The sequence below is a fragment of the Comamonas sp. JUb58 genome, from assembly GCF_004364775.1.
Lineage (GTDB): Bacteria > Pseudomonadota > Gammaproteobacteria > Burkholderiales > Burkholderiaceae_C > Comamonas.
The window spans coordinates 73,276-98,881 of the sequence record NZ_SOAL01000008.1; the positions used below are offsets into that span (position 1 = coordinate 73,276).

A 25,606-nucleotide genomic window follows, 5' to 3' on the forward strand; every position below is an offset into this window, starting at 1 on the left:
GCATGGCCCCGGGGGCTGTGCCTGCCTGCGTCCTGCAGCCAGGGATGCTCTGCAAAACCCTCGCCAAGCGGGATGGACGCGGATAGGGATGAGACGCAAGGCATCTTTTGCAGTCAATAGCCGTAGCTATTGACAAGGAAGACAACACAGCGGATCGCCCGAGACCGCGTTCAGACCACGGCAGGGAGTTTTGCAGAGGATCCCTAGGCATTTTTATCTTCCACCAAGAGCTGCCAGCCATGAGCAACGTCACCTTTCACAGCGCAGACGGGATAGGCCGTATCTGCATCTCCCACCCGCCATTGAACCTGTTCTCGCACAGCCTGCTGACGGGGCTGAGCGCCGCGCTGGCGCAGTTTGAGGCCGATGCCTCGCTGCCGCTGTTGCTGATCTACTGCGAGGGCCAGTCTTTTGTGGCGGGCGCGGACATCGCCGAGTTCAACAACCCGGCCTTTTCTGCCGAGGCCATCAATGCGCTGCTCAACCGCATCGAGGCGCAGACGCGCCCGGTTGTGGTGGCCTTGCATGGCACGGTGCTGGGCGCTGGCATGGAGCTGGCCTTGGCCTGCCACTACCGCGTGGCACAAAAGGGAAGCAAGCTGGGCCTGCCTGAGGTGAAACTGGGCATTCTGCCCGGTGCCGGTGGCACCCAGCGCCTGCCGCGCCTGGTGGGCGCAAGCTTGGCGCTGGACATGATGCTGAGCGGCCGCCCGGTACCTGCGCAAGAGGCGCTGGCCAGCGGCATCGTAGATGCGGTAGAGGAGGGCGACCCGCTGGCGTTCGGCCTGGCCTTTGGCCGCCAACTGCTGGCCAGTGGCGGCCAGCCACGCCGCCTGAGCGCGCAACCTGCCCCGCCCGGCGAGCACAGCCAGGCGATTGCGGCAGCGCTGGAGGCTGCGCGCAAGAGCCCGCAGTACCCCGCCAAAGAGGCCATCGTGCTGTGCGTGCAGCAGGCGCTTACCGCTGACTTTGCCAGCGGCGCCCGCGCTGAGGCGGATGCCTTCAACCGCTTGCTGCCATCGGCGCAGTCGCGCGCACTGCGCCATCTGTTTTTTGCACAGCGCCGCAGCCGGCAGATTCCGGGTCTGGAGCGCCAGGTGCCGGCAGGCAAGATCGAGCAGGTGGGCATTCTCGGAGCCGGCACCATGGGCAGCGGCATTGCGATGTGCTTTTTGAATGCCGGCATCCGCACTGTGCTGGTGGATGCCGCAGCAGCCGGCCTGGAGCGCGGGCTGCAGCTGATCCGCTCCACCTACGAAGCCCAGGTAGCCAAGGGCCGCATGGGCGCCGAGCAGGCCAGTGCGCGCCTGGCCTTGCTGACCACCTCACTGGACGACCAGGCGCTGGCGCCCTGCGATCTGGTGATCGAAGCGGTGTTTGAGGACATGGCCCTCAAGCTGCAGGTCTGCCGCCGCTTGGGCGAGGTCTGCAAACCCGGAGCCATCATCGCCAGCAATACCTCGACCCTGGATGTGGATGCGCTGGCCCAGGCCACCGGGCGGCCTGCCGATGTGGTGGGCATGCACTTCTTCAGCCCGGCCAACATCATGCGTTTGCTGGAGGTGGTGCGCGGCGCGCAAACCGCCCCGCAGGTGCTCAAGACCGTTATCGAATTGGCCGGCAAGATCGGCAAGACGCCGGTGGTATCGGGCGTCTGCTTTGGCTTTATTGGCAACCGCATGGCTGAGGTCTACCTGCGCGAGGCCGAGTTCTTGCTGATGGAAGGCGCCACCCCGGCACAGATCGACGAGGCGGTGCAGGCGCTGGGCCTGGCGATGGGCCCTTGCCGCATGCTGGATATGGCCGGGCTCGATGTGGGCGCCAAGACCGTCATCGAATGCGACAAGGCCGGCGGCCTGCCGCCCGATGCCAGCTATCGCGCGGTGGTGCGCAAGATGTTTGAACTGGGCCGCTTTGGCCAGAAAACCAGCCTGGGCTACTACCGCTACGAGGGCCGCCAAGCGCTGCCTGACCCGGAGGCCGGCCGCATTGCGGCCGAGCTGGCGCAGGCGCATGGCATTGCCCAGCGCAGCGATATTGCGGCGCAGGAAATTGTGGAGCGCCTGCTGTACAGCATGGTCAACGAGGGCTGCAAGATTCTGGACGAGGGCATTGCCTACCGCGCCAGCGATATCGATGTGGTCTGGGCCGCCGGCTATGGCTTTCCGGATTTTCGGGGCGGGCCCATGTTCATGGCCGAGGAGATTGGCCTGGCGCAGATCGTGGAGCGGCTGGAGCACCAGGCCACAACGCGCGGCAACCGCTATGGCTACTGGACGGTATCGCCACTGCTGCAGCGGCTGGCCGCACAGCGCCAGGGCTTTGACAGCCTGCAAGCCGCCTGAGGGCCTGAAGGCCGGAAGGCTTAACCATCAACATTGAAGAGCACCGCCATGAAAGACGCCGTCATTGTTTCCACCGCCCGCACGGGCATCGGCCGGGCCTACAAGGGCTCGCTCAACCACACCCGCTCGCCCCACATGATGGGCCACACCATCCAGCACGCGGTGGCGCGTGCTGGGGTCGACCCGGCAGAGGTGGACGATGTCGTGGTCGGCTGCGTGCTGACGGCGGGCACGGCCGGCATGAACCTGGCACGCAATGCCTTGCTGGCCGCAGGCCTGCCGATGATCGTGGCCGGGCAGACGATAGACCGGCAATGCGCCTCGGGCCTGATGGCGATTGCCACGGCGGCCAAGCAGGTGCTGGTTGATGGCATGCAGGTGGTGGTGGCGGGCGGCTGCGACAACATCACGGCCGTGCAGACCCCCTATATGGAATGGGCCAGCCGCGAGCGCGATCCAGCCGTTATCGCCCATGCGGCCCATGCCTATATGCCGATGCTGCAAACGGCCGAGCATGTGGCGCGTAAGTACCGCATCAGCCGCGAGGCACAGGATGCCTATGCGCTGGAGTCGCAGCTACGCACCGCGCGCGCCCAGGCCGCTGGCCTGTTCGACCGCGAGATCGTGCCCTTCAGCACCCAGATGGCGGTGACCGACAAGCTCACCAAGGAAGTCAGCCTGCAGGACGTGACCCTGGCCCGCGACGAAGGCAACCGCCCCGACACCAGCCTGAAAGGGCTGGCCGCGCTCAAGCCGGTGATCGAGGGCGGCGTCATCACCGCCGGCAATGCCAGCCAGCTGTCGGATGGCGCCTCGGCCTGCGTGGTCATGGATTCGGTGCTGGCCGAGCGCCGGGGCCTGGAGGTGCTGGGCATTTACCGGGGCATGGCGGTAGCAGGATGCGCGCCGGAAGAGATGGGCATCGGCCCCATCTATGCGATCCCCAAGCTCCTGGCCCAGCACGGGCTGAGTGTGCAAGACATTGGTCTGTGGGAGCTGAACGAGGCCTTTGCCTGCCAGGCACTGTACTGCCGCGACCAGCTGGGTATCGATCCTGAGCGCTTCAATGTCAATGGCGGCGGTATCTCCATCGGCCACCCCTATGGCATGACGGGCGCCCGCATCGCCAGCCACGCCTTGCTGGAAGGCCAGCGCCGGGGTGTGCGCTATGTGGTGGCCACCATGTGCGTGGGCGGCGGTATGGGGGCTGCTGCGTTGTTTGAGGTCGCGTGAGATGCAACTCGACTACGCCAGTATCCGCCAGACCCTGGATTTTTTGCTCTATGACTGGCTAGAGGTAGAGGCGCTCAGCCGCCATGCACGCTATGCCGGGCACGACCGCCAGACCTACGGCGCTGTGCTGGACATGTGCGAGCGCCTGGCCGCCGACAAGTTTGAGCCCTTCAACCGCCTGGTCGATCAGCAGGAGCCGCATTTTGACGGCCAGCAGCTGCACCTGCCCGACTGCACACCGGCGGCATGCGCTGCCTATGCCGAATCGGGCATGCTGGCGGCATCGCACGACTACGAGGTGGGAGGGATGCAGCTGCCCTGCGTGGTGGAGATGGCGGCCAACAGCATGGTCTCGGCGGCCAGCATCGCCCTCAAGGCCTACTCAATGCTGACGGCGGCCAATGCCAGCCTGCTGATGGCCCATGGCACGCCCGCGCAGCAAAAGGCCTTTGCGCTGCCCCAGCTGCAAGGCCGCTTTTTTGGCACGATGAACCTCAGCGAGCCGCAAGCCGGCTCCAGCCTGTCGGACATCACGACGCGTGCCGTGCCCGATGGTGCCGACCATGCCGACGACCCGCTGGGCCCGCGCTACCGGCTGACGGGCCGCAAGATGTGGATCTCCGGCGGTGAGCATGCGATGGGCGAGAACATCGTCCACCTGGTGCTGGCCAAGGTGCCTGATGACAGCGGCCGACTGCCCGCCGGCGTGGGTGGCATCTCGCTGTTCATCGTGCCTAAATACATGGTCGATACCGAAGGCCGGGTCACCGGCGAGCGCAACGACATCGCACTGGCCGGGCTGAACCACAAGCTGGGCTACCGGGGCACCGTCAACACCTTGCTGCACTATGGCGAGCAGGGTGGGGCCATTGGCTACCGCGTGGGCGCGCTGGGCGCGGGCCTGCAGTGCATGTTCCACATGATGAACGAGGCCCGCATCCAGGTGGGGCTGGGCGCCACCATGCTGGGCTACGCCGGCTATCTGCAATCGCGCGACTATGCCCGCCAGCGCCCCCAGGGCCGCCCGGTCGCTGCCGGCCAGAAGGTGGTAAAGAACGCGCAGCAGCCCCAGGTGCCGATTGCCGAGCATGCCGATGTCAAACGCATGCTGCTGGCGCAAAAAAGCTATGCCGAAGGCGCGCTGGCGCTGCAGCTGTACTGCGCCAAGCTGGTTGATACCCAGCGCGCTGGCGAGCAGCAGCAGGCCGATGCCGCCCAGCTGCTGCTGCAGGTGCTTACCCCCATCGCCAAAAGCTGGCCCAGCCAGTGGTGCCAGGAGGGCAACAGCCTTGCCATCCAGGTGCTCGGCGGCTATGGCTACACGCGCGACTACGCCGTGGAGCAGCACTGGCGTGACAACCGGCTCAACATGATCCACGAAGGCACCCACGGCATCCAGGCCCTCGACCTGCTGGGCCGCAAGCTGCGCATGGACGGCGGCGCCGCCTGGTCCTTGCTGCAGGCCGAGATCGCACAAACCGTCGCCGCTGCCAGAAAGGTCCCCGCATGCGCCCCCTGGGCCGACCACCTAGCCACCGCCACCCAAGCCCTACAAGCCGCCACCGAAGCCGCCTGGTCCAGCGGCAACGCCCAACTGGCCCTCGCCAACGCCACCGCCTACATGACCGCCTTCGGCCATGTCACGCTGGCCTGGCTGTGGCTGGATGTCGCCGTCAAAGCGCATGCGGGCATGGCGGATGCCGAAGCGGGGCGGCAGGCCTTTTTGCAGGGCAAGCTCGATTGCGCGCGCTACTTTTACGCGTATGAGCTGCCGCTGGTGCAGGCTTGGTTGGCGCCGGTAATGGCGGGGGAGATGTTGTTTTTGGAGGTGGGGGGGAGGGGGTTTTGAGGGTCAGGGATTAGGCGTCTTATAATATTGGTGATTGTAATAACCAATGCGACAGCGCATTCGATTATTATATTGAGATTTTACTTAGGCGTCTATGTGTCATATGACATTCTGGTTCGATAAGTTAGGTGCCATTTCTATCACAAGGCTCTCATCTTCCGTGCCAAGTCCGTGCTGGTACAACACCGCTCCTCTGCAATTAACGAATGCTGGCTCTGATGTGGGATCCATTTCGTTATATGCCAACCCATGCAAACTGTTCTCAAAAAGAACGCCTAGTTGCTTCTTGCCTATGCAAAGCTTCAACTGATCGTCATTATTTTGCACATATTTCTGTAAAGCATTCTCACTAACGTGGCGAAAATCCATGGCGTGGGGATAGATGGCGATCTGTAACCCGGGGTTTAGCACATCTGTAATCTTGCATGCTATCAATCCTCGAGACTTAGATGAAGCATCCGCCTTAAGCCGAATGCCTAGCTGATCTCGAGCTTGGCCTATACGCTTTAAGACTTTTGAGGCCGATTGAACTCGTTTGCTCTCTACGTATATCTTATGCTTCCCCACCCATGTGATTGTGTCGGCTATACTCGTAACGTCTACGGGGTATCCGGCAGCGATAAAGCGCGCAGAGATGGATAGTTCAAAAGCAAAGTCACGAGATGGGTCAGCTCCAATTTTCGATTTGAAAGGTGTTCCTGATGTCACTTTTTTGAGCTGCTGCAGATATGTTGCTGAGTCAATTCGTTCCATCCATTTTCGAATGCGGATGAGATCTGATGCCTCAGTGAGTGCAATAATGTAGTTCTTGAAGCCCTCATCCGATTGAAGTGAATCTGGTTCGGCGCTCTTGAAGTCATGCAGCACCTTCATGTATGTTGCAAAGCGATTAGATGCGGTGAAGACTCCTAGAGATTTCAACCATTCACATGCTTCGATGAATGCTGCTTCTATCTTGGAGCCTTCTTCAATATATATTTGGGCAGGTAAATTGAGCTTGAGCATTAGCTATTTTAATTAAAAGATAGGTGAATTTAAAATAATTTCAATGTGAAATTGAAAATTGTATTTGATATTTGCAATGTGCGAGTTGTTGAAAATATCTTCTAAATGGCTTGGTGTTTGAAAGCGCAGACTACTTTCAAGGTTTGGCGATGATATAGTCTTTATTGTTGCGCTGCAGCCTCACAAAAAAGTTGGATTGCGATTTTCAATCAGGGTGTGAGTCTTAGAAAGAACTCCTCTAGTTGGACGTCCAGCACTTCTGTCGGCTTCTCTCCATATGACTTCGCACGAATAAGGTCCTTCAGCTCTTCGTCAGAAAGAAAAAGAATGAGCTTGTCTGATTCAACCCAAGCGCGTCGTCGAGCCAGGAGGGCTGATTCCGACGGTTGTTTCCGGCTGCACAGCACTCCAAACATGCGCATAGCCTTCGTGTAAAGGTAATGCTCAATAGACTCCACTTCGCGTCGCTTGACTCCATCCGTGTAATTCTTGAACTCGGCGACCATGAAGCGAGTGGAGCAGGTTCGTTTGATTTCTTGCCAGAAGGCGTAGTCACTTGAAATTGGATAGACGGCGTCTCGTATATCAAGACCATCGTCGCTTCTACTTTGTATAGATGGAACACCTAGTTGAGGAAAAAATGCGTAGTTAAGAATTTCTACGCATAGATTTTCGAAATCACGAAATGTGTTTATTCCAGGAGGAAGTGCATCTAGTTGATCAATCAACTCCTTTGCCCTCGGGTCAAGCGGTGGTGACTGCTCAAAACTGCGATATGCGCCAGTTTGTGAATTCGATTGCAGGCGAAATTCTTGTTCAATTTGAGGACTGTCTGCAAGAATTTCATTAAGCCGATGGGAGTCCCATACGGTGATGCCCTCGCGTGATTCGATATCCTCTATAAGGCTCTGAGGGAGCATCATTGATACAATCAGTAAGGCATTTGTAGTACCAATTAATTGCTTTGCAGAGCTGAGTTGAACTGCTGCTTGCTTGAGTACTATTGTCCCAATTCTTGGTCGTATGAAGTGCTTTACTTCGGTAACCCAGTTTTTTCCTGAAGAATCAGTGAGCGTAAAGTCTACGCCGATATCTGTGCTTCTTGCGTCTTGAGGCTTCAATGAATAGCCCGATGCCTTTAATAATCGGACGCAGAGTTTCTCGAACTCCAGTCTGCTGAGTTTTGAATAATCCATGTCTGATGAGTCTAATATTTTTAATAGTTAAACTAATATATTTTTCAGAAATTCTCAGGATATCGAAATATCTATCGAGACATATGATGATATATTGAAAAGGTTAGCTGGAATCATGCAATTATATTTAATTGTCTAATGAATATATTTGAAATTGAATGTGGATAAATTTCTATTTGGTATGTCACATTTTGAATACGTGTGCTTAGACTTGTGCAGTGCTCCAAATATTGCATGTGAATCATTGGCCGATCGGGCTCTATAATTTGAAATTATTGATGATAATTTGTTTAGTAGGCAATCATACTCCTGTGATTCTCACAAATTTTTATGCGTAAGGGGGTTATTTATGCTGATTCTGAAATTCACTCTATGATCAGGGTTAATGTATTGCATTATTAATCAGCACGATGCCCGGCGTGGAGTTGCGTCGAGGTTCAATCAGTTTTCAAGTGCTCAATTTCAATTTTGAAGCGCTCTCTCACTGGATGGGGTGCGGCGTCAACTTTTCAAGTGTCATTTGTTACGGGTCGAAGGATAAATCGATCATCAATTCGATCGTAGTCGTAACTATGGACTAGTCTCACCAGCATTGCATCCTAGCCCCGCCATGAGGAAAAGTAGAGGCATAGGCCATGCCGCTGAGAAATACGACCAGCGAACACCCAACCATACAGCTCTTGAGCATCGTCCACACCTTGGAAAAAACATGGGCATGTTGTTGCCCGAAGCCCGAATGGGATTTCAAGCGATGACTGTCGGGACCCTCTGCAAAACTCCCTGCCGTGGTCTGAACGCGGGCTCGGGCGATCCGCTGCGTTGTCTTTCTTGTCAATAGCTCGCTATTGACTGCAAAAGACGCCTTGCGCCTCATCCCGATCCGCGTCCATCCCGCTTGGCGAGGGTTTTGCAGAGCATCCCTCGGTACCTGGACAGGAGAGATGTGGGAGATTTGAGGCCGTTTGCAGTCAGGCCCTCAGCGCTGCGCCTAACGCCTGCAGACCCTGCGCGCACTGCCGCAAGTGCGCCCGCATCTTCTCGGTTTGCAACAGCACGGGTTCCAGCGCATGGCTGCAAGCATCCACCGCAGCAGCAAACGCAGCCTCCATCTGCACGCGCACAGCATTTTGCAAAGCCGCGTAGAGCGCATCAGGGCCAGCGATAGCCGCTGGCAGCACCACAGCAGCGGCTTCCGTTGGCAGCACAGGCAACACATAGCCACCCAGATTCCCACGCAGCTGCTCACTGATCTCTGCTCGCACCAGCGCAGTAACCTCAGCAGACAACACAGGCAACTGGTCCGCATATTCCTCCAGCAACCCCGGCAGCGCAGGAATGGCCTGGCGCCAAGCGGCGCGCAGCATGGCAGCCTTGCTTTGCTGCAGCCGCTCTTGCTCCTGGGCCAAGGCCCGTTGCAGGTCTTGCAGCTTGGGCAGCAACTCGGCGTCGATAGCGCCTTGTACGTTTTCTTCCAGGTGGTGCAGCAGCACTTCGGCCGGTTTGCGCTGTTTATAGGCCTGGGCGGGGGCCAGTACCTCGGTGATGGCGGTGTAGAGGCGCAGCAGGCCGGCGTCGGCCAGCGCGTCGGGGCCTGGCTGGCTGCGTGCGGCGTGAACGGAGATGGAGACGGGGTGCTTCAGCACCGACACATCAATGCCCAGCTGGCGCAGCTTGTCCTGGGCGCGTGTCTGCACGTCGGCCTCTTGCAGCGCGCGGTTGGCTGGAGTTTTGTTGCGCAGGCATTTTTGGATCTCGCCGTCCACCTCGTCTTCTTCGATCAGGTCGCTGCGGGTGATGACCGGCAGCAAGGGCTTGTTGCGGCGCAGTTCCCGGGCGAGTTCGTCCAGCTCTTGCACCTGGCCGGGGGAGGTGGAGCTGCTGAGCCAGAGCAGGCCGTCGGCGCTTTCGGTAAAGCGCTGGGTCAGCGCGGCGTTCTCGGGGGTGACGGAGTGCAGGCCGGGGGTGTCCAGCAAGACCAGGCCATTGCCCAGGCACAGGCCTTGCAGCCGTGCTGTGGTTTCGGTGGCGCCTTCGCGCAGGGGCTCGTCGCTTTCCACCATGGCCCCGTCTGCCAGGTGGAAAAAGCGCACTGGCTGGCCCTGCGCGGCAAAGCGCTCGGCCAGAAAGTTGCAGAGCGAGCTTTTGCCGGCATTGAACTTGCCAAACACCAGCAGGATCACGCGTTGCTCAAAATCCTGGGCCAGGCTGCGTGCGGGCTGCAGCGCAGACCATTGCTGCGCCCAGCGCGCCTGCAGATCCTGGCATTGCTGGTGGATGGCCTGGGTTTGTTGTGCCAGCGGGTGGCTGGGTTGCAAGCCGGGTGTTGGCGCCAGGGGGCTGCCCAAGCCTTGTTGCAGCTGGGTTTGCCAGGTTTGCAGCTGTTGCAGCTGGGAATGCAGTCGCGCCATCCCGGCCTGATCGTTGGAAGTGGCGGGCTCGGCTGAGCCACCACCCGCATGGGCCAGAAACTGCTGCTCGCCGGCCATGGCATTCATGCGGCGGTCTCCAGTGCTTCCAGCGCGCTAAAGGCAGCCAACGCTTGGGCGCTGGCTTGCACCTGGGCTTCTTGGTTGGCCATGCGCTGCACCAAGGCCTGGCGGTCGGCGGACAGCTCAAAGTAGCGCGTAAAGGCCTGCGCCAGTGCGCCGCGCCCGGCGGCTTCGCAAAACAGGCGGCGCAGGTCCTGGCGGTATTTCACCGAGACGCCCATGACGGCGACCATCACGCTGTCCAGGCTCTTGACCTGGGTCTGTTGTTCCAGCGGCAGTTCCACCACGCCATGCTTGGTCAGGATGGCGCTGATGCTGATGCAAGCTTTGGAATAGGCGACCTGCAGGCGGTTGCGCTCCAGCTTGCCGGGCGTCATCTTGAACTGGTCGGCAAAGCTGTCGGGCGTGAGCGAATGGTCCGGCCCTGGCACATCGAGCACGGCCTGGATGTCCTGGCCGGTCTTGTCTTGCACGGCGGCCAGGTCGCTCGCAAAGCGCTGGCCTTGCTCTGCCTGCAGCTGGCGCAGCTGGGCCAGGCCTTGTTGGCGGTCGGCATGCAGGGTATGGAGCTGGCTGCGAATCTCCTGCAGCAGCAGGGCTTTCTCATGGCTGCGCGCCTGGGGCACCTGGGCGAGGGCTTGCTTGAGGGTCTGCTGCAGCGCCGGGATGCCGCTTTTTTCCAGCAGCAGTTTCTTGGCGCCATCCACGCCCTGGCGGTAGCGGGTGGACGAGACGGCCAGCCACATCTGGCCAGTGGCCTGCGCGGCGATGGCGCCGTTCACCTGCTGCTGGGCGGCATCGTCGGACAGTTGGTCGATCTGGGTGAGCACGCACAGCGTTTGGCGCTGGGTGCGCTCGGCATCGGCGTGCAGCGCCTGCAGCAGGCTGCGCTCGCGGGCATCGAGCTCGCCTTCCTTGGCGGCATGCACAAACAGGCGGATGTCGGACTCCAGCCAGGTGGCGCGGTGCGCGTGGTCGTCGTCGGCCTGGTCCACATCGGCATCCAGCCCCGGTGCGTCGAGCCAGCGCACCTGGTCATGCACATGGCCGGACAGGGCCAGGGTCTCGCGCCGGTCGGCCACGGCAAAGGTGGGGCTGCCGATCAGCTCATTGAGCAGGCGGCTCTTGCCGTGGTTGTACTTGCCCACCACGGTGACGACGGGCTGCAGGCCGCGCTCGGCCAGCACGCGCAGGCGCGCCAGATCCTGCCTGCGCTGGGGCAGCACGGCGCCAATGGCCTGCTCGGCATGGCTGCGGGTGTCGTTGAGGTTCATGGGGTTGGCCCTTGTTATCCGTTGCCAGGCTGCGGCATCAATCCAGGTGGATGCCGCGTTCTTTGATCAGCTTGCCCCAGCGCGCCAACTCCTGCTGCAGGTGCGTGGCCAGTGCCTGGGGCGTGCTGCCAATGGGCTCGGCGCCCACGCTTTCGAGCTTTTTGAGGGTATCGGGCTGCTGCATCGCGCCGTTGAGCACCTGGTTGAGCCGGGCCACCACCTGGGGCGGTGTGCCGGCGGGCGCAAACACCGCAAACCAGGGCGATACCTCGTAGCCGGGCAGGCCGGCTTCGGCAATCGTGGGCACATCGGGCAGCGCGGAGGAGCGCTTGGCCGTGGTTACGCCCAGCGCGCGCAGCTTGCCCGACTGGATATGGGGCCGCGCCGAGGTGATGCTGTCAAACATCAGATCGACCTGGCCGCCCAGCATGTCGGTGATGGCCGGGCCGCTGCCTTTGTAGGGCACATGCATCAGCTCCACCCCGGCGGTGGAGGCAAACACCTCACCCGCCAGGTGGATGGAGGTGCCGTTGCCAGCGGATGCATAGCTGAGCTTGCAGGGGTTGCGGCGTGCATGGGCCAACACATCCTGCACCGCCTTGTCGGGGCTGCGGGCGGCATTGACCACCAGCACATTGGGCACCACCGCCAGCAGGCTTATGGGCGCAAAGTCCTTGACTGGGTCGTAGGCCAGCTTGGCATACAGCGCCGGGTTGGTGGCCATGCCGATCGAGGTGATCATGATGGTGTAGCCGTCGGCAGGCTGCTTGGCGACATAGTCGGCGCCAATATTGCCGCCGGCGCCGGGCCGGTTCTCGATCACAAAGGGCTGGCCCAGCTCGCGCGCGGCCCTATCCCCCAAGGTGCGGGCAATCACATCCATCGCGCCACCGGGCGGAAAGGGCACCACCCATTTGATGGGCTTGGCCGGCCAGGCGGCATCGGGTTGCGCCATCGCGGCGCCTGGCAGCGCCAGAGCTGCCAGCAGCAGGGCTAGGGTTCGCCGTTGCATCGTCATCTGCTTTTGCCTGTCTGCTTATCGGATGGAAGAGGGGTGCTTGGCCAGTGGCGTCACTGTGATCTGCATGTAGGGGAACAGCGGCAGCTGGCTCAGCGTGTTGTGCAGCTCGTCGTTGCTGGCCACATCGAAGACGCTGTAGTTGGCGTACTCGCCCACCACGCGCCACAGGTGCGGCCATTGTCCGGATTCCTGCAGCTGCTGCGAATAGGCTTTTTCCGCAGCCTTGATGCGCGCGGCCTCTTCGGCGGGCACGCTGGCGGGGATGTTGACGACCATATGGACAAGATAGAGCATGGGTTTTTTCCTAAGACGGGATCAGACGGCGGGGCGAACGGCAGCAGCGACGACTTGGGGCGCCTCTTGCTTGCCACGGTAGTAAAGGATGAAGAAGCCGATGGCGAACGCCGCCACCAGGCCCGGTACGGCAAACACCAGGAAGTTCATCTGCAGCGGCAGCGCTGCGGCCATCAGCCAGCCGCCCAGCAGCGGGCCCACAATGGCGCCGGTGCGCCCCACACCCGAGGCCCAGCCCAGGCCGGTGGAGCGGATGGCCTGCGGGTAGAACTGGGCGGTATTGGCATACAGCAAGATCTGCGTGCCAATGGTGGTGGCGCCGGCAATGGCGATCAGCAGGTAGAGCACCGGCATGGGGCTGTTGAAGCCCAGCAGCGCGATGGCCACGGTGCCCAGCGCAAAGAAGGCCAGCACCACCTTGGGCAGGCTGAAGCGGTCACCCAGCCAGCCGCCGGCAATGGCGCCGACGACGCCGCCAAAGTTCAGCATCAGCAGGAACGACAGGCTCGATCCCAGGCTGTAGCCGGCCGTCGCCATCAGCTTGGGCAGCCAGGAGCCCAGCGCATACACCATCAGCAGGCAGCAGAAGAAGGACAGCCAGATCATGAAGGTGCCCATGGCGCGGCCCTTGAGGAACAGATCGAGCATGGGCACGCCGGCGCCCTTGGCTTCGGTCTGCAGCAGCTGTACATCGCTGCCCATGGCCACATCGGGCGCTACCTGCGACAGCATCTGCCGCGCCTTGGCCTGCTGGCCCTGGCGCAGCAAAAATCCCACCGACTCGGGCAGCTTCCACAAGATCAGCGGCAGCAGCACCAGCGGCAGGGCTGCGGCAAAGAACATGGACTGCCAGCCAAAGCGCGGCAGCATGTAGATGCCCAGGCCCGCGCAGAGCACACCGCCCAGCGAATAGCCGCTGAACATCAGCGCCACCAGGGTGCTGCGGGCGCGCTTGGGCGCGTACTCGTTGATGAGGGCCACGGCATTGGGCATCAGGCCGCCGCAGCCCAAGCCGGCGATAAAGCGGAAGATGCCAAACTCGGTGGGCGAGGTGGCAAAGCCGCTCATGAAGGTGGCGATACTGAACAGCACAAAGCTGATGGCCACGCCCTTTTTGCGGCCGATGCGGTCGGCCAGCGGGCCAAAGATGAAGGCGCCGAACATCATGCCGAACAGCGCATAGCTGCCCAAGGCACCGGCCTGCACGGGCGAGAGGCTCCACTCCTTCATCAGCACGGGCAGCACGGCGCCGTAGATGAACAGGTCATAGCCATCAAACACCAGCAGCAAGCCGCATAGCAGGGTGACCATCCAGTGGAAGCGCGTAAAGCGGGCGTTGTCTATGACCTGGTTGACGTCCAAGGTTTTCATCTCTGTCTCCTTTTATAGGGGCTGGGTTGTTCAGCCCGGTTTGGCTTCATGGGCCGGTATCACTGCAATGGCCTTGATCTCCACGATGTAGCCGGGCGCGCCGCCCAGCATGTGTGCGCCCACCGCCGTCCAGGCGGGAAGCGGGTGGCTGTGCAAAAAGCGGTTGCGCACCTGCATGAACAAGGGCAGGTCGCGCATATCGGTGTGAAAGCTGGTCAGATCAACCACATCGGCCAGGCTGGCGCCTGCGGCCTCCAGCACCAACTGCAGGTTGGCAAAGGCCTGCGTGATCTGGGCTTCGCGGTCTTCGACCAGTTGCAGGTCGGGCCTGCGACCGATCTGGCCGGATACATAGACGGTGTTACCGACCCGGATGGCCGGTGCGTAGCCGATCTGCTCGTACACCGCCTCCATGCCGGGCGGAACAATGGCTTGGCGATCAGTCATGGTGTCTCCTGGGCCCGCGCATCGCCGCAGCTTTGCGGTGCTGCGCGGGCGCGGTTTTTCTTTTTTAGAGTGGGTAGGGCGGTTGGCGGCGGGTGTGCTCAGCCGTTGTCACCACCGGCCACGGGCAGCACCGCACCGGTGATGTAGGCCGCCTCGTCGGAGGCCAGGAAAAGGATCGGGCCGACCTGGTCATCGAGGCTGCCGTAGCGCTTGAAGTAGTTGGACTCGGTCACCTGCTGCACGGCCTCGCGCATCCAGGTCTGCTCCTGCGGGCTGTCGCCTGCGGCATTGCGCGGCACCCGCCGGGGTGGCGCATTGGTGCCGCCGGGGGCGGAGGCGACGACGCGGATGTTCTGTGGCGCGTATTCCATCGCCAGCGACTGCGTCAAGGCATTGACGCCACCCTTGGCGGCCGAGTACGGCACCCGGCGAATGCCGCGTGTGGCGTTGGATGACACATTGACGATGGTGCCGCCGCCGCGTGCCAGCAGATGCGGCAGCACGGCATGGCAGGCATACAGGGTAGGCATCAGCGAGCGGCGGATCTCCGCATCGATCTGTGCAGGCTCAAACTCGGCAAAAGGGCGCATGCGGATCGCGCCGCCCACGCCGTTGATGAGGATGTCGATGCCGCCAAACAGCTGCGCGGCCTGGGTCACGGCGGCCTGCGCGCCTTCGTAGGTTTCCAGGTCGGCCACCAGGCCAGCGGCATTGGGGCTGCCCGCCTCGGCCGCCACTTCGGCAATAAAGTCGGCCCGGTCGACCAACAGCACCTTGGCGCCTTCGGCCACGGCGCGCAGCGCCACACCCCGGCCAATGCCCTGGGCCGCGCCGGTCACCACCATCACCTTGCCGGCAAAGCGCTGGTAGCTTGCGGCTTGCAGGGGCGCGTTCATGCCAGGGCCTCCGCCACGGCGGCCACCGGCTGGGTGGGCGTGAACTTTTCGTAATGGAAGTTGGCGGGCACTATGCCTTCGGCCTTGAAATGCTTTTGCACCGCATCCACCATGGGCGGCGGGCCGCAGAGGTAGACATCGACATTGCCGCCATGCAGCGCCTGGGCGGGCAGGTGGTGGGTGACATAGCCCTGGCGCTCATGCCCGGTTTGCGGGTCGGCCACGCAGGTGCTGAAGGTAAAGCCCGGGATCTGCAGCGCATAGGCCTGCAGGCGCTCGACCAGCACCAGGTCCGCATCGCGGGTGACGCCATAGACCATGTGGATGGGCTGGGTTGCTCCGTTGCGGGCCAGCACCTCCAGCATCGACAGAAAGGGCGCCAGGCCGGTGCCGCCCGCCAAGAACAGCAGCGGCCGCGTGACTGCGCGCAGGTAAAAGCTGCCCAGCGGCCCGGTCATCTGCAGCGGCTCGCCCTGGCTGGCGCCCTGGAGCCAGCTGCTCATCAGGCCGCCGGGCACCTGCTTGATCAGAAAGGTCATGCGGCCATCGGCGGGTGCGGAGCTGAACGAATAGGAGCGGTGCTGGCTGCTGCCCGGCACGCCGATATTGACGTACTGGCCCGGCAAAAACGCGGGTGCGGCCTCCGCCACATCCAGCACCAGCTCATAGGCGGCATCGCCAAAGGGCTGCACGGCGCTCACCGTGGCGTTGAACTGGCTGGTGCCGGTCTTGCAGGCGGTGGAGGGTACCGGCACGGCGATCACGCAGTCGGACTGGGGCACCATCTGGCAGGTGAGCACCAGGCCTTGGCCTGCCTCGTCTTCGGTCAGCGCGTCGTCGATGTAGTCGTCGCCCAGGTCGTAGGTGCCGCTTTCGGCCTTGCACTTGCAGGTGCCGCAGACGCCGTCCGAGCAGTCCATCGGCAGGTTGATGCGGTTGCGGAAGGCGGCATCCAGCACTTTTTCGTGGGCGCCGCAGTCCACAAAGCGGGTGACCCCGTCCTCAAAGTTCAGGGCAATGCGATAGCTGTTCATGGTGGTCTCCTGGCGTGTCAGATGTGGTAGACATCAATGACCTGGCGGATGTAGTCGTTCTTGAGGACGATCTTCTTGCGGGCGATGAGGAAGCTGTCCGCCACTTTGCGCAGGGTCAGGAAGACCGTACCGAAGAAGTGATCGGTCTGCTTGTAGCGGTGGCTGAGCGTGTGAAAGTTGTAGCGCACCTCCACCGTATCGGCCTGCTCGGCCAGCGCCTCCACATTGGTGATCATGTGGTTGGTGCGCGGCTCGGGCATCGATGCGCTGGAGCGCTCGGTCTTGATGCGGAAGACCCGGTCTTCCAGCCCATTGCGGTTGGGGTAGTAGATCAGCGAGATCTGGCTGTGCGGGTCGTCGGTGAGCTGGTCATCGTCGTCCCAGGCGGGCATCCAGTACTCGGCATCGGGCGCGTAGAGCGCCAGCCAGGGCTCCCATTCGCGGTCGTCCAGGTAGCGGGCCTCGCGGTACAGAAAGGCGCAGATGGCGCGGTGGTCAACTGCGTTGCTGTGGCTATCGTTGCTCATGGCTGGGCTCCTGCGCGCTCTTGCTGCACGGCCTTGCGCATGGTCTTGGCCCAGTAGTCGTGCTGGCAGACAAACAGGCCTTCGTCCTCGCTGCGCTCACCGCTGAGCAAAGGGGTCATGCCCATCTTCTTCGCGTTTTCGTCGGGGCCCTCAATCCACAGCGGCGCGCCACGGCTCATGTCGTTCCAGCGCACTGCGCTGCCGGCATAGCCTGCCTGGCAGGCGCGGAACTCTTCCAGGTCATCGGCCGTACCCATGCCCGAGACGTTGAAGAAATCCTCGTACTGGCGGATGCGGGTGGCACGGTCTTGCGCGCTTTCGCCCTTGGGGCCAAAGCAGAAGATGCTGATCTCCGTCTGGTTCACGTTCAAGGGGCGGGCCACGCGGATCTGGGTGCCGAACTGGTCCATCAGGAACACATTGGGGTAGAGGCAGAGGTTGCGGGTCTGGCGCACGATGAAATCTGCGCGCTCCTGGCCCACGCGCTGGGCCAGCTCTTCACGCTGGTTCCAGATCGGGCGCACCTCGGGGTTCAAGGTGTTGGTCCACAGCAGGATGTGGCCGTTCTCGAAGCCATAGACGCCGGCGACCGACTTGCTCCAGTTGTTGGCATCGGTGGCCTTGGTGCCCTCGGCATTGCGGCGGCTCATCGTCGCGGCATAGTTCCAGTGCACGGAGCTGACGTGGTAGCCATCGCAGCCGTTTTCCATCTGCATCTTCCAGTTGCCGTCATAGATGTAGCTGGAGTTGCCGCGCAGCACTTCCAGGCCTTCGGGCGCCTGGTCCACGATCTGGTCAATGATGACCCGGGTCTCGCCCAGGTAGTCTTCCAGCGGCTGCACATCGGCGTTCAGGCTGCCAAACAGAAAGCCCCGGTAGTTCTGGAAGCGTGCCACCTTGGTCAGGTCGTGCGAGCCGTTCTTATTGAAAGTGATGGGGTACTCGGTGGTCTTCTCGTCCTTGACCTTGAGCAGCTTGCCGGCGTTGCTGAAGGTCCAGCCATGGAAGGGGCAGGTGAAGCTGCCCTTGTTGCCATGCTTTTTGCGGCACAGCATGGCGCCCTTGTGCGCGCAGGCATTGATCACCGCATGCAGCTCGCCCTGCTTGTCGCGGGTGATGATGATGGGCTGGCGGCCGATCGACGTGGTGTAGTAGTCGTTGTTGTCGGGGATCTGGCTCTCATGCGCCAGGTAGACCCAGTTCGATTCGAACAGGTACTTCATCTCCAGCTCGAACAGCTCGGGGTTGGTGAAGATGTCGCGGCGGCAGCGGAAGATGCCGGCTTCCTTGTCGTCGTGCAGGGCTGTCTCCAGCAGTTGTTCGACGGCGCCGAAGGTGTCGGTAGAGGCAATCGTGGTCATGGTGAGGTCTCCTGGGGTACAGCTCCGCCTCGCAACGCTGGTCGCGGCGCGAATGGCTAGGGGAGGGAGGATGGGTCTGGGGGCACTGCCTGCTAGGCGGCACCCCGGCCGTGGGGCGTCAGGCGATCAGGCCGCCAGGCGTGGGCGTTCCACGATCTGGTTGTCGACACCGCCGACCAGCGCGCTGAGCGTGATGTCGAAGACGATCTCGGCAAAGGGGCCGCTCAGGCCCTGGGCGCGGATGCTGGCCTCGTCGCTGTGCTCGGTCAGCGGGGGCACCAGGCCTTCGCGGGTGGCGTAGGCAAAGTCGTCAAACACCAGCGGATCGCCATCGATGTTGATCTGCGTGGTGAGCTTGCGGTGGCCATCGGCCGTGACGAAGAAGTGGATGTGCGCGGGGCGGTTGCCGTGGCGGCCCAGTTGGTTGAGCAGGGCCTGGGTGGGGCCATCGGGCGGGCAGCCGTAGCCCATGGGTACGATGCTCTGGAATTTGTAGCGGCCTTGCGCATCGGCAATGATGGTGCGGCGCATGTTGAACGGCTTTTGCTCGCCGGTGGGATCAAAGTGCGAGTAGAAGCCCTTGGTGTTGGCATGCCAGACCTCGACCTGCGCACCGGGCACTGGCTGGCCATCGGCGCCGTAGACGGTGCCATGCATGATGAGGGTGTGGCCGGCGGTGTCGCTGCCGTCATCGAGGCGGCCATAGCCTTGCACCACGGGCGCGCCTGCCACGTAGAGCGGGCCTTCAATAGTGCGTGGCGTGCCGTTGGCCACGCCCAGTGCGGCGTCTTCGGCATCCATGCGCATGTCAAAGTAGCGGTCCAGCCCCAGGCCGGGCGACAGCAGGCCGGCCTCGCCGCGCGCGCCGAGCTGGTTCAGGTAGGCCACGCCGGCCCAGTATTCGTCGGAGGTGATGTCCAGGTCTTCAATGGCCTTGAACAGGTCGGACAGGATGCGGTGGATGATCTGCTTGGTACGCGGGTTGCCACCGTCCTGGTTGAGGCCGCTGGCCAGACGCAGAAAATCCTGCACGTCGGGGGTGTTGAAGATAGGGGCGCTCATCGTAGTCTCCTTGTCGTAAATTCTTGGGGTCAATCTATCTGTCTATACGGCTATCCGTCTATCGCATCAGGCGGCCACCGGCACGCTCACACAACTGCGGTCTCTGCGGAAATGCCGCACGCGGTCTTCATCCAGTGTGATGCCCAGGCCCGGTGCGGTGGGCACGGTCAGGTGGAAATCCTTGTACTCCAGCGGCGTGGCCAGAATCTCTTCGGTCAGCAGCAGCGAGCCAAACAGCTCAGTGCCCCATTGCAGCTCGCGGAAGGTGGAGAACGCATGGGCCGAGGCGATGGTGCCCACGCCGCCTTCGAGCATGGTGCCGCCATACAGTTCAATGCCGGCCGCATCGGCAATGGCAGCCACCTGTTGCGCAGCCTGCAGCCCGCCCGATTGCTCGGTCTTGATCGCAAACACATCGGCGCCGGCAACCCGCGCCAGTGCCAACGCGGAGGCCGGGCCGGTCAGCGATTCATCGGCCATGATGGCAATCGGGTAGCGGCCTTTGAGGCGGGCCAGCACATCGGCGCTGGCCACCGGCTGCTCGGCCAGCTCGCAGCCGGCATCCACCAGGCCGGCCAGGCCGTGGTGCGCTTCCAGCTCGCTCCAGGCCATGTTCACATCGACCCGCACGGATGCCAGATCGCCCAGCGCCTTCTTGATGGCCGCCACGTGGGCCACATCATCGCGCACGGCCTTGCGGCCGATCTTGAGCTTGAAGATCTGGTGGCGGCGCGTCTCCAGCATGCGCTGGGCTTCTTCGATGTCGCGGCCCGTGTCGCCCGAGGCCAGGGTCCAGGCGACGGGCAGGCGGTCACGCAGGCGGCCGCCCAGCAGCTCGGACACGGGCAGGCCGGTGCGCTGGCCCAGCGCATCGAACAGCGCCGTCTCGACTGCGCACTTGGCAAAGCGGTTGTCGCGGATGGCCTGGTTCAGCCGGGCCATCAGCGCGGGCACACGGTTGGCGTTGGCGCCCACCATCTGCGGCACAAAATAGGTATCGATGGCCAGCTTCATGCCCTCGGGCGATTCGGCGCCATAGGCCAGGCCGCCAATGGTGGTGCCCTCGCCAATGCCCACCGTGCCATCGGAGCAGCGCACGCGCACCAGCATCAGCGTCTGGCCGTTCATCGTGGCCATCGACAGCTTGTGGGGGCGGATGGTGGGCAGATCGACCAGCAAGGTCTCCACCTGTTCGACGACAACGCAGCCTGCTGCCGTGTATGCCGCAGGTCGGGCGCTGTCATGGGGTGGGTGTGTGTTTTGCATGGATGCTATTGAACGACGCAGTGCACCACTTGATCCAACACCGAATTTGTCTTGTTTCATACCTTGCAGGTATGGTGTGTAGTTTGAATATTAAAAAACAATGACTTAAAATCGCTGCATTCCCATATCTATGGTTTTCCCTGATGGATCTGCGCCATATCCGGTATTTTGTGGCCGTGGCCACTACCCGCAACTTCACCCGAGCGGCTGAGCAAATGCATATTGCGCAGCCACCGTTCAGCCGCCAGATCCAGCAGCTGGAGGACGAGCTGGGCGTGCAACTGATCCAGCGCAACAGCCGCCCGGTGCGCCTGACCGAGGCCGGACGCCTGTTCTACGAGCAATCGCTGCAGGTGCTGCAGCGGGTGGACCAGATGAAAAGCGCGGCCCGCCAGGTGGGGCTGAACCAGCGGCAATCGATCTCGATCGCCTATGTGGCCTCCACCTTGTATGGCGGCCTGCCGATGCTGGTGCGCATGTTCCGCAAGCGCTACCCGGATACCGATGTGCACCTGGTGGACATGGGCTCGATCCAGCAGATCCAGGAGCTGCGCTCAGGCCGCATCGACCTGGGTTTTGGCCGCATCCGTACCAATGACACCTCGGTGGCGCGCACCGTGCTGCGCGAAGAAAAGCTGGTGCTGGCCATTGCGCCAGGCACCCCGCTGGCCGCCGACACTGGCCGCATCCGCCTGCCCGAGCTGGTAGGCCAGCGCCTCATCGTCTACCCCAAGGACCCGCGCCCCAGCTTTGCCGACCATGTGCTGGGCCTGTTGCATGACCAGGGCATACAACCCGCTGAGGTGCATGAGGTGCGCGAACTGCAGGCCGGCCTGGGCCTGGTCGCCGCCGAGATGGGCGTCTGCATCGTGCCCGCAGCGGCACGCCTGCGCTCGGACCTGGTCTATCGCCTGATCGACGACGAGCGCGCTACCTCACCGATCATCCTGAGCCACCGCGTCAATGATGACTCTTGGTACATCGCTGCGATCAAGGAGCTGACGGCCGAGATGTATGCGCAGAACCCGCCCTGGCTGGATTTTGAGACGAATGCGTTTCCGGCGGGGGAGATGTATAAGCGGGTTGGGAAGAGATGAAGGGAATTGATGCGCTCTGGAGTCTCCGTTGCGGATTGAGTGAGCGCTCGGGGCTGTTGCTTTGATCGTATAGAAGAGGCCTTGATGAATTTGATGGAGGCTAACGATCCAGAGCGAATTTCGGCTCTTGTGAATTCGGCGACCTGAAGCCACCGTCTCGCCCCCCCCTGCTGATTCGTCAGGCGGACATCGGATTATCGGAACAACGCTCCGCTGAAGGCGGCCATGGCTGTTCGCACAGTGAGAATTGCCAACACCACGCTCAATGCACCCAACAGCACGGTAGCGAGAATCCAATGCGGAGGGCTGGCCCGGAACTCTGCATACTTCAGCGCCGCATTGACCAGTGCCGCTATCGGGAAACTGATCGCCCACCAGGCACCGGAGAATGGGATTCCGGGGCGAAACACTTTGGGTGAAAGCACTGCGAACAGGAACAGCGCAAAGTAGAAAAGCAGGGCGCCGAAGCGATCCACACTTCCCACAATGTTGCTGTATGCGAGGAAGCCCACTGCAAACGGCGCCATCAGAATCATCAAGGATGGTGTCATGCCGGGCGCCAGCGAATCCCGGTGCACGAGCCGCTGAACGATCATCGTGAAAAACACCAGCGCCAGCACCGCCCCCACTGCGCCCGCAAGCAAATTCACTTCGGCAACCCAGCCCATAGGTATGTTGGTGCTGGTGACGGGAATGTCCAGTGTGGCCACGCACGGGACGATCCAGGCAGGAACGGCGTGCGATGCGTCGACTTGGCCCCTCAGCAACCGGGACACGACGAGGTAACACAGCACGAAGGTCGTCATGGTCCCCGCTGTCCAGATTACCTGCGCGAGAGTTGCGCTGTGCGGTTCCAGGACAGCGGCCAACAGCAGCATGGAGATGGCGATCGTGCCAAAGAAGTTGCCCGACACGGGATGGTGAAACTCTGAGCGCACGGCTTCTGGGTATTTCGCAAATTTGATCAGGTAGCCCGTCGACAACATCAGGAAGATGCCCAGGGCAAAAGCGCCAATCACCTCCCCTACAGCTGCTGGAACACCCAGGCTGTTGTGCGCCATGCGCCAGGCAAGTGCCAGCCCGGACAGCCCCATGACAGCAGCAAACAGGTTGACAGGCAGATTGCGCACTGAGCTTTCAGTTGGGACAGAGGGCATCGCTAGCGATGGGATTATGGGCAGGCTTGGCACGGCAGTTTCCTTTGGCTGAATTTGCATGAATTGTTAGTTTCTGCCAAACTGCAGAAACTGTCTGCATCAAGCTGAGACGTTTTCTGCCAATCATTGGGTCATGTCTGCCATGCGTATCGCCATACTCGCCTTTCCTCGTTTTCAATTGCTGGACGTCGCCGGGCCTGCCGATGTTTTTGCTGAAGCTGCGCGCCAGCTCGGCAAGCCCCGTGCATATGAGGTGCAGGTCATTGCCTCGCAGGAAGGCATGCTAAAGAGCAGCGGCGGGCTGTGTCTGGCAGCCGACGCCACAGCGGCAACGCATCGCGGGCGCATTGATACATTGCTGGTGGCGGGCAGCCCCAACATCCAGGACATGACCAGCGACTTGCAATTGCAAGCCTGGCTCACGCGTCAGTCGCACAGCGTGCGGCGTTTTGGCTCGGTATGCACGGGCGCCTTCGTATTGGCGGCAGCGGGATTGCTGGATGGCCGGCGTGTGGCAACCCACTGGAACTCGGTCGCTCGCCTCGCTGCTGCCTATCCCGACGCCAGTGTGGAAGCGGATGCGATCTACGTGAAGGACGGCAATCTATTCACCTCTGCCGGTGTGACTGCCGGCATGGACCTCGCGCTGGCGATGGTGGAAGAGGACCACGGCCGTGAACTGGCGTTGCGGGTGGCGCGTGAGCTGGTTATGTTTATGAAGCGTCCCGGAGGCCAAAGCCAGTTCAGCGCCCACCTCGCTGCCCAAACGTCGGAACGTTCGCAGGTGCGCAACGTGCAGGACCATGTGCTTGCCCATTTGAAGGGCGACCTGTCCGTGCCCGCACTGGCGTCACATGCCGGCATGAGCGAAAGAAGCTTTGCAAGGCTTTTCCGTAGCGAAACCGGCACCACGCCCGCCGAGTTTGTGGAGAAGGCCAGGATAGACGCTGCGCGTCGCATGGCCGAAGAGTCCGACTGGCCCGCCAAACGCGTGGCCGATGCCGTGGGTTATGCCAATGTCGACGGCTTCCGGCGTGCATTCGGCCGCCGTCTGGGCGTAAGTCTTGTGGAGTATCGCAAGCGCTTCGTACGGTGACCTTCAAATCCAGACATTTATGTCGCCGGAATCGCTACCGATTCTTTCGGCGCTGATCCTGCGTCCGTCATCCGCGATCTTTTAGCTACTTCGATCAAGTCTCTTGTGAGCACGCCGCTCGACGAGTTCGCGCGCACGGTGGCTAAGACAACGTACTCAATGGCATAAGCCATCAAGGCTGTGGAGTTGAAAGACTGCAATCAGCCTTCACCAGCCTAAGCGGCTGACCGCTGTTGGCCGATACTGGACGACCAGTGAGTAGCGTCATTCGATTCAAGATTTCAGAATAGCCGCTCTCAGCAACACCAGAGATCAATGGGGCAGCTATGTGCTGACCATGCAGAGCCGCAAACCGGCTGTGCCATGGCAGCCATCGGCAGCCGCAGCCTCTATCAATGCATCGCCCGTTCAGCCAGCAGCAGCAACGCGATGCCAACCATCAGCGCCCCTGACACACGAGATACGACCAGTGCCGCGCCTGGGCGCGTGCCCAGCACGCGCTGCGCTGTAAAACCAACCGCTAGATACACGCCACAGCAGCTCAATGCATGCACGGCACCCAGCACCATGATCTGCAGCGCGACGGGCCATGCACTCTCGGCGTGTACAAACTGCGGCAGCAAGGCCAGGAGCAAGAGAATCAGCTTGGGGTTGAAGCCGCTGATACCTGCGCCCTTGCATGCCCATTTCCATCCTCCACCCACCAGCTCGGGATTGGCACTGACGCTGGCCGCAGGGCTGCGCAACATGGCCACGCCCATCCAGAGCAGATAGGCGGAGCCGGCCACCGTCAGCACCGTCAACACCATGGGGTGGCTGGCGACCAGCGCGCCAACGCCTGCGGCCACGGCTGCAGTGGCCAGCAAGGCGCCGCAGGCTAGACCGACGACCGCAGCGCAAGCCAGGCGGCGACCGCGCAGGCCTGCAGAAATGACATAGGCCCAATCGGCCCCCGGGGTGATCACCAACGCAAACGACACCGCCCAGAAGGCGGCTACAGCGGTCAAAGGCACAGTACTTCTCTCGTCAAACAAAGGAGAGAAGGGTAGGCAGGATGTAGCAGAATGTGCTTCCCATTAATTCCGATAAACAAGAGAAAACTGGAAGCTATTAAAGAATGAATGCATTGGATCGGAAAATTCTTGCAGCACTGGAGCTAGATGGGCGTTTGAGCCTCACAGACCTGGCTGCGCAGGTGGGGCTGAGTTTGTCCTCCTGCCATCGTCGTGTGCGCACCTTGGAGGAGGCGGGTGCTATCCGAGGCTACCGTGCAGAGTTGGCTCCTGCGGCACTGGGCTTGGAATTTGCCGCCATCGTGTTCGTCACGCTCAACAGCAGCAAGGTGGTGCGCGATTTTGAAAAAGCGGTCGCGGAACTGGACAACGTCATCCAGGCCCAGCGGCTCTTTGGTGACCCCGACTATCTGCTGCAGATCGTCGTCAAGGACTTGCCTGCGTTTCAGAAGCTCTACGACGAGAAGCTGACGGCCTTGCCTGGGATGCAGCGCATGACCTCGACCTTGGTCATGAAGGATGTGGTGGTCAACCGCCCGCTGACCTCGGCGTTGGGCTGATCCGCGCGGGCAG

The 25,606-nt window shown here is 61.8% G+C and carries 22 protein-coding genes; 6 read left to right on the forward strand and 16 right to left on the reverse strand.

Going from position 1 to position 25,606, the window contains the following annotated elements:
• Positions 1-239: 239 nt before the first annotated feature.
• From EDF71_RS10295 to EDF71_RS10305, 3 genes are read left to right on the forward strand one after another with little or no spacing between them, the layout of a single operon-like run.
• On the forward strand, positions 240-2,345 hold the full coding sequence (locus EDF71_RS10295; RefSeq protein ID WP_133856495.1) for a 3-hydroxyacyl-CoA dehydrogenase NAD-binding domain-containing protein: 2,106 nt from the start codon (positions 240-242) through the stop codon (positions 2,343-2,345).
• A gap of 48 nt (positions 2,346-2,393) precedes the next feature.
• Positions 2,394-3,578, forward strand: a complete 1,185-nt coding sequence (locus tag EDF71_RS10300) for an acetyl-CoA C-acyltransferase (RefSeq protein ID WP_133856496.1) — start codon at positions 2,394-2,396, stop codon at positions 3,576-3,578.
• 1 nt (position 3,579) lies between these two features.
• Positions 3,580-5,427, forward strand: coding sequence for an acyl-CoA dehydrogenase (locus EDF71_RS10305; RefSeq protein ID WP_133856497.1), 1,848 nt, complete (start codon positions 3,580-3,582; stop codon positions 5,425-5,427).
• Positions 5,428-5,526: 99 nt separating this feature from the next.
• Here the strand turns inward: EDF71_RS10305 and EDF71_RS10310 are convergent, their stop codons facing one another.
• The 14 genes from EDF71_RS10310 to EDF71_RS10375 form a co-directional block, all read right to left on the reverse strand.
• A complete protein-coding gene (locus tag EDF71_RS10310) occupies positions 5,527-6,432 on the reverse strand; it encodes a hypothetical protein (protein ID WP_133856498.1) in 906 nt (301 codons plus the stop codon).
• A gap of 209 nt (positions 6,433-6,641) precedes the next feature.
• Entirely contained in the window at positions 6,642-7,628 is a 987-nt protein-coding gene (locus tag EDF71_RS10315; protein WP_133856499.1) for a restriction endonuclease, read from the reverse strand.
• A gap of 968 nt (positions 7,629-8,596) precedes the next feature.
• The gene (locus EDF71_RS10320) at positions 8,597-10,123 is read right to left on the reverse strand and encodes a dynamin family protein (protein WP_243854255.1); all 1,527 of its coding nucleotides are present in this window, start codon (positions 10,121-10,123) and stop codon (positions 8,597-8,599) included.
• Positions 10,120-11,391 carry a GTPase gene (locus tag EDF71_RS10325; RefSeq protein WP_133856500.1) on the reverse strand — a complete coding sequence of 424 codons (1,272 nt, stop codon included), beginning with the start codon at positions 11,389-11,391 and terminating at the stop codon, positions 10,120-10,122. Before EDF71_RS10325 ends, EDF71_RS10320 begins: the two co-directional genes overlap by 4 nt.
• Before the next feature lie 37 nt (positions 11,392-11,428).
• Positions 11,429-12,409: a tripartite tricarboxylate transporter substrate binding protein gene (locus EDF71_RS10330; protein WP_133856501.1), complete on the reverse strand. Its 981-nt coding sequence runs from the start codon at positions 12,407-12,409 to the stop codon at positions 11,429-11,431.
• An 18-nt stretch (positions 12,410-12,427) separates the two neighbouring features.
• Entirely contained in the window at positions 12,428-12,706 is a 279-nt protein-coding gene (catC, locus tag EDF71_RS10335; protein ID WP_133856502.1) for a muconolactone Delta-isomerase, read from the reverse strand.
• Between the two features lie 21 nt (positions 12,707-12,727).
• Positions 12,728-14,077, reverse strand: coding sequence for an aromatic acid/H+ symport family MFS transporter (locus tag EDF71_RS10340; protein WP_133856503.1), 1,350 nt, complete (start codon positions 14,075-14,077; stop codon positions 12,728-12,730).
• A gap of 30 nt (positions 14,078-14,107) precedes the next feature.
• Positions 14,108-14,524, reverse strand: coding sequence for a RidA family protein (locus EDF71_RS10345; protein ID WP_133856504.1), 417 nt, complete (start codon positions 14,522-14,524; stop codon positions 14,108-14,110).
• Positions 14,525-14,622: 98 nt separating this feature from the next.
• Entirely contained in the window at positions 14,623-15,420 is a 798-nt protein-coding gene (benD, locus tag EDF71_RS10350) for a benzoate diol dehydrogenase BenD (RefSeq protein ID WP_133856505.1), read from the reverse strand.
• Entirely contained in the window at positions 15,417-16,454 is a 1,038-nt protein-coding gene (gene benC, locus EDF71_RS10355) for a benzoate 1,2-dioxygenase electron transfer component BenC (RefSeq protein WP_133856506.1), read from the reverse strand. Before benC ends, benD begins: the two co-directional genes overlap by 4 nt.
• A gap of 17 nt (positions 16,455-16,471) precedes the next feature.
• A complete protein-coding gene (benB, locus tag EDF71_RS10360; protein ID WP_133856507.1) occupies positions 16,472-16,981 on the reverse strand; it encodes a benzoate 1,2-dioxygenase small subunit in 510 nt (169 codons plus the stop codon).
• Complete coding sequence (locus tag EDF71_RS10365; protein WP_133856508.1) at positions 16,978-18,342, reverse strand: Rieske 2Fe-2S domain-containing protein; 1,365 nt, start codon at positions 18,340-18,342, stop codon at positions 16,978-16,980. Before EDF71_RS10365 ends, benB begins: the two co-directional genes overlap by 4 nt.
• 126 nt (positions 18,343-18,468) lie before the next feature.
• On the reverse strand, positions 18,469-19,404 hold the full coding sequence (gene catA, locus EDF71_RS10370; protein WP_133856509.1) for a catechol 1,2-dioxygenase: 936 nt from the start codon (positions 19,402-19,404) through the stop codon (positions 18,469-18,471).
• Between the two features lie 66 nt (positions 19,405-19,470).
• On the reverse strand, positions 19,471-20,670 hold the full coding sequence (locus tag EDF71_RS10375; protein ID WP_243854256.1) for a muconate/chloromuconate family cycloisomerase: 1,200 nt from the start codon (positions 20,668-20,670) through the stop codon (positions 19,471-19,473).
• A gap of 143 nt (positions 20,671-20,813) precedes the next feature.
• On the opposite strand from EDF71_RS10375, the gene EDF71_RS10380 reads away from it, so the two are divergent.
• A complete protein-coding gene (locus EDF71_RS10380; protein WP_133856510.1) occupies positions 20,814-21,767 on the forward strand; it encodes a LysR family transcriptional regulator in 954 nt (317 codons plus the stop codon).
• 194 nt (positions 21,768-21,961) lie between these two features.
• Here EDF71_RS10380 and EDF71_RS10385 read toward each other — a convergent pair whose 3' ends face one another.
• Complete coding sequence (locus EDF71_RS10385) at positions 21,962-22,924, reverse strand: SLAC1 anion channel family protein (RefSeq protein ID WP_243854261.1); 963 nt, start codon at positions 22,922-22,924, stop codon at positions 21,962-21,964.
• Between the two features lie 142 nt (positions 22,925-23,066).
• On the opposite strand from EDF71_RS10385, the gene EDF71_RS10390 reads away from it, so the two are divergent.
• The gene (locus EDF71_RS10390) at positions 23,067-24,020 is read left to right on the forward strand and encodes a GlxA family transcriptional regulator (RefSeq protein ID WP_133856640.1); all 954 of its coding nucleotides are present in this window, start codon (positions 23,067-23,069) and stop codon (positions 24,018-24,020) included.
• Between the two features lie 392 nt (positions 24,021-24,412).
• On the opposite strand, the gene EDF71_RS10395 is transcribed toward EDF71_RS10390, so the two are convergent.
• Positions 24,413-25,033 (reverse strand): LysE family translocator, encoded by a 621-nt coding sequence (locus EDF71_RS10395; protein ID WP_133856512.1) that lies wholly within the window; start codon positions 25,031-25,033, stop codon positions 24,413-24,415.
• Positions 25,034-25,137: 104 nt separating this feature from the next.
• Between EDF71_RS10395 and EDF71_RS10400 the strand changes: the two genes are divergently transcribed.
• Positions 25,138-25,593 carry an Lrp/AsnC family transcriptional regulator gene (locus EDF71_RS10400; RefSeq protein ID WP_133856513.1) on the forward strand — a complete coding sequence of 152 codons (456 nt, stop codon included), beginning with the start codon at positions 25,138-25,140 and terminating at the stop codon, positions 25,591-25,593.
• Positions 25,594-25,606: the final 13 nt, after the last annotated feature.

Bases quoted from the DNA above. Each gene is read 5' to 3' on its own strand.
- EDF71_RS10330 (WP_133856501.1), bottom strand. From the start codon at position 12,409: ATGACGATGCAACGGCGAACCCTAGCCCTGCTGCTGGCAGCTCTGGCG.
- EDF71_RS10305 (WP_133856497.1), top strand. From the start codon at position 3,580: ATGCAACTCGACTACGCCAGTATCCGCCAGACCCTGGATTTTTTGCTC.
- EDF71_RS10345 (WP_133856504.1), bottom strand. From the start codon at position 14,524: ATGACTGATCGCCAAGCCATTGTTCCGCCCGGCATGGAGGCGGTGTAC.
- EDF71_RS10380 (WP_133856510.1), top strand. From the start codon at position 20,814: ATGGATCTGCGCCATATCCGGTATTTTGTGGCCGTGGCCACTACCCGC.
- benD (WP_133856505.1), bottom strand. From the start codon at position 15,420: ATGAACGCGCCCCTGCAAGCCGCAAGCTACCAGCGCTTTGCCGGCAAG.
- EDF71_RS10375 (WP_243854256.1), bottom strand. From the start codon at position 20,670: ATGCAAAACACACACCCACCCCATGACAGCGCCCGACCTGCGGCATAC.
- EDF71_RS10340 (WP_133856503.1), bottom strand. From the start codon at position 14,077: ATGAAAACCTTGGACGTCAACCAGGTCATAGACAACGCCCGCTTTACG.
- EDF71_RS10310 (WP_133856498.1), bottom strand. From the start codon at position 6,432: ATGCTCAAGCTCAATTTACCTGCCCAAATATATATTGAAGAAGGCTCC.
- EDF71_RS10385 (WP_243854261.1), bottom strand. From the start codon at position 22,924: ATGCCCTCTGTCCCAACTGAAAGCTCAGTGCGCAATCTGCCTGTCAAC.
- EDF71_RS10320 (WP_243854255.1), bottom strand. From the start codon at position 10,123: ATGAATGCCATGGCCGGCGAGCAGCAGTTTCTGGCCCATGCGGGTGGT.
- EDF71_RS10365 (WP_133856508.1), bottom strand. From the start codon at position 18,342: ATGACCACGATTGCCTCTACCGACACCTTCGGCGCCGTCGAACAACTG.
- EDF71_RS10400 (WP_133856513.1), top strand. From the start codon at position 25,138: ATGAATGCATTGGATCGGAAAATTCTTGCAGCACTGGAGCTAGATGGG.
- EDF71_RS10390 (WP_133856640.1), top strand. From the start codon at position 23,067: ATGCGTATCGCCATACTCGCCTTTCCTCGTTTTCAATTGCTGGACGTC.
- catA (WP_133856509.1), bottom strand. From the start codon at position 19,404: ATGAGCGCCCCTATCTTCAACACCCCCGACGTGCAGGATTTTCTGCGT.
- EDF71_RS10325 (WP_133856500.1), bottom strand. From the start codon at position 11,391: ATGAACCTCAACGACACCCGCAGCCATGCCGAGCAGGCCATTGGCGCC.
- EDF71_RS10315 (WP_133856499.1), bottom strand. From the start codon at position 7,628: ATGGATTATTCAAAACTCAGCAGACTGGAGTTCGAGAAACTCTGCGTC.
- EDF71_RS10295 (WP_133856495.1), top strand. From the start codon at position 240: ATGAGCAACGTCACCTTTCACAGCGCAGACGGGATAGGCCGTATCTGC.
- EDF71_RS10300 (WP_133856496.1), top strand. From the start codon at position 2,394: ATGAAAGACGCCGTCATTGTTTCCACCGCCCGCACGGGCATCGGCCGG.
- benB (WP_133856507.1), bottom strand. From the start codon at position 16,981: ATGAGCAACGATAGCCACAGCAACGCAGTTGACCACCGCGCCATCTGC.
- benC (WP_133856506.1), bottom strand. From the start codon at position 16,454: ATGAACAGCTATCGCATTGCCCTGAACTTTGAGGACGGGGTCACCCGC.
- catC (WP_133856502.1), bottom strand. From the start codon at position 12,706: ATGCTCTATCTTGTCCATATGGTCGTCAACATCCCCGCCAGCGTGCCC.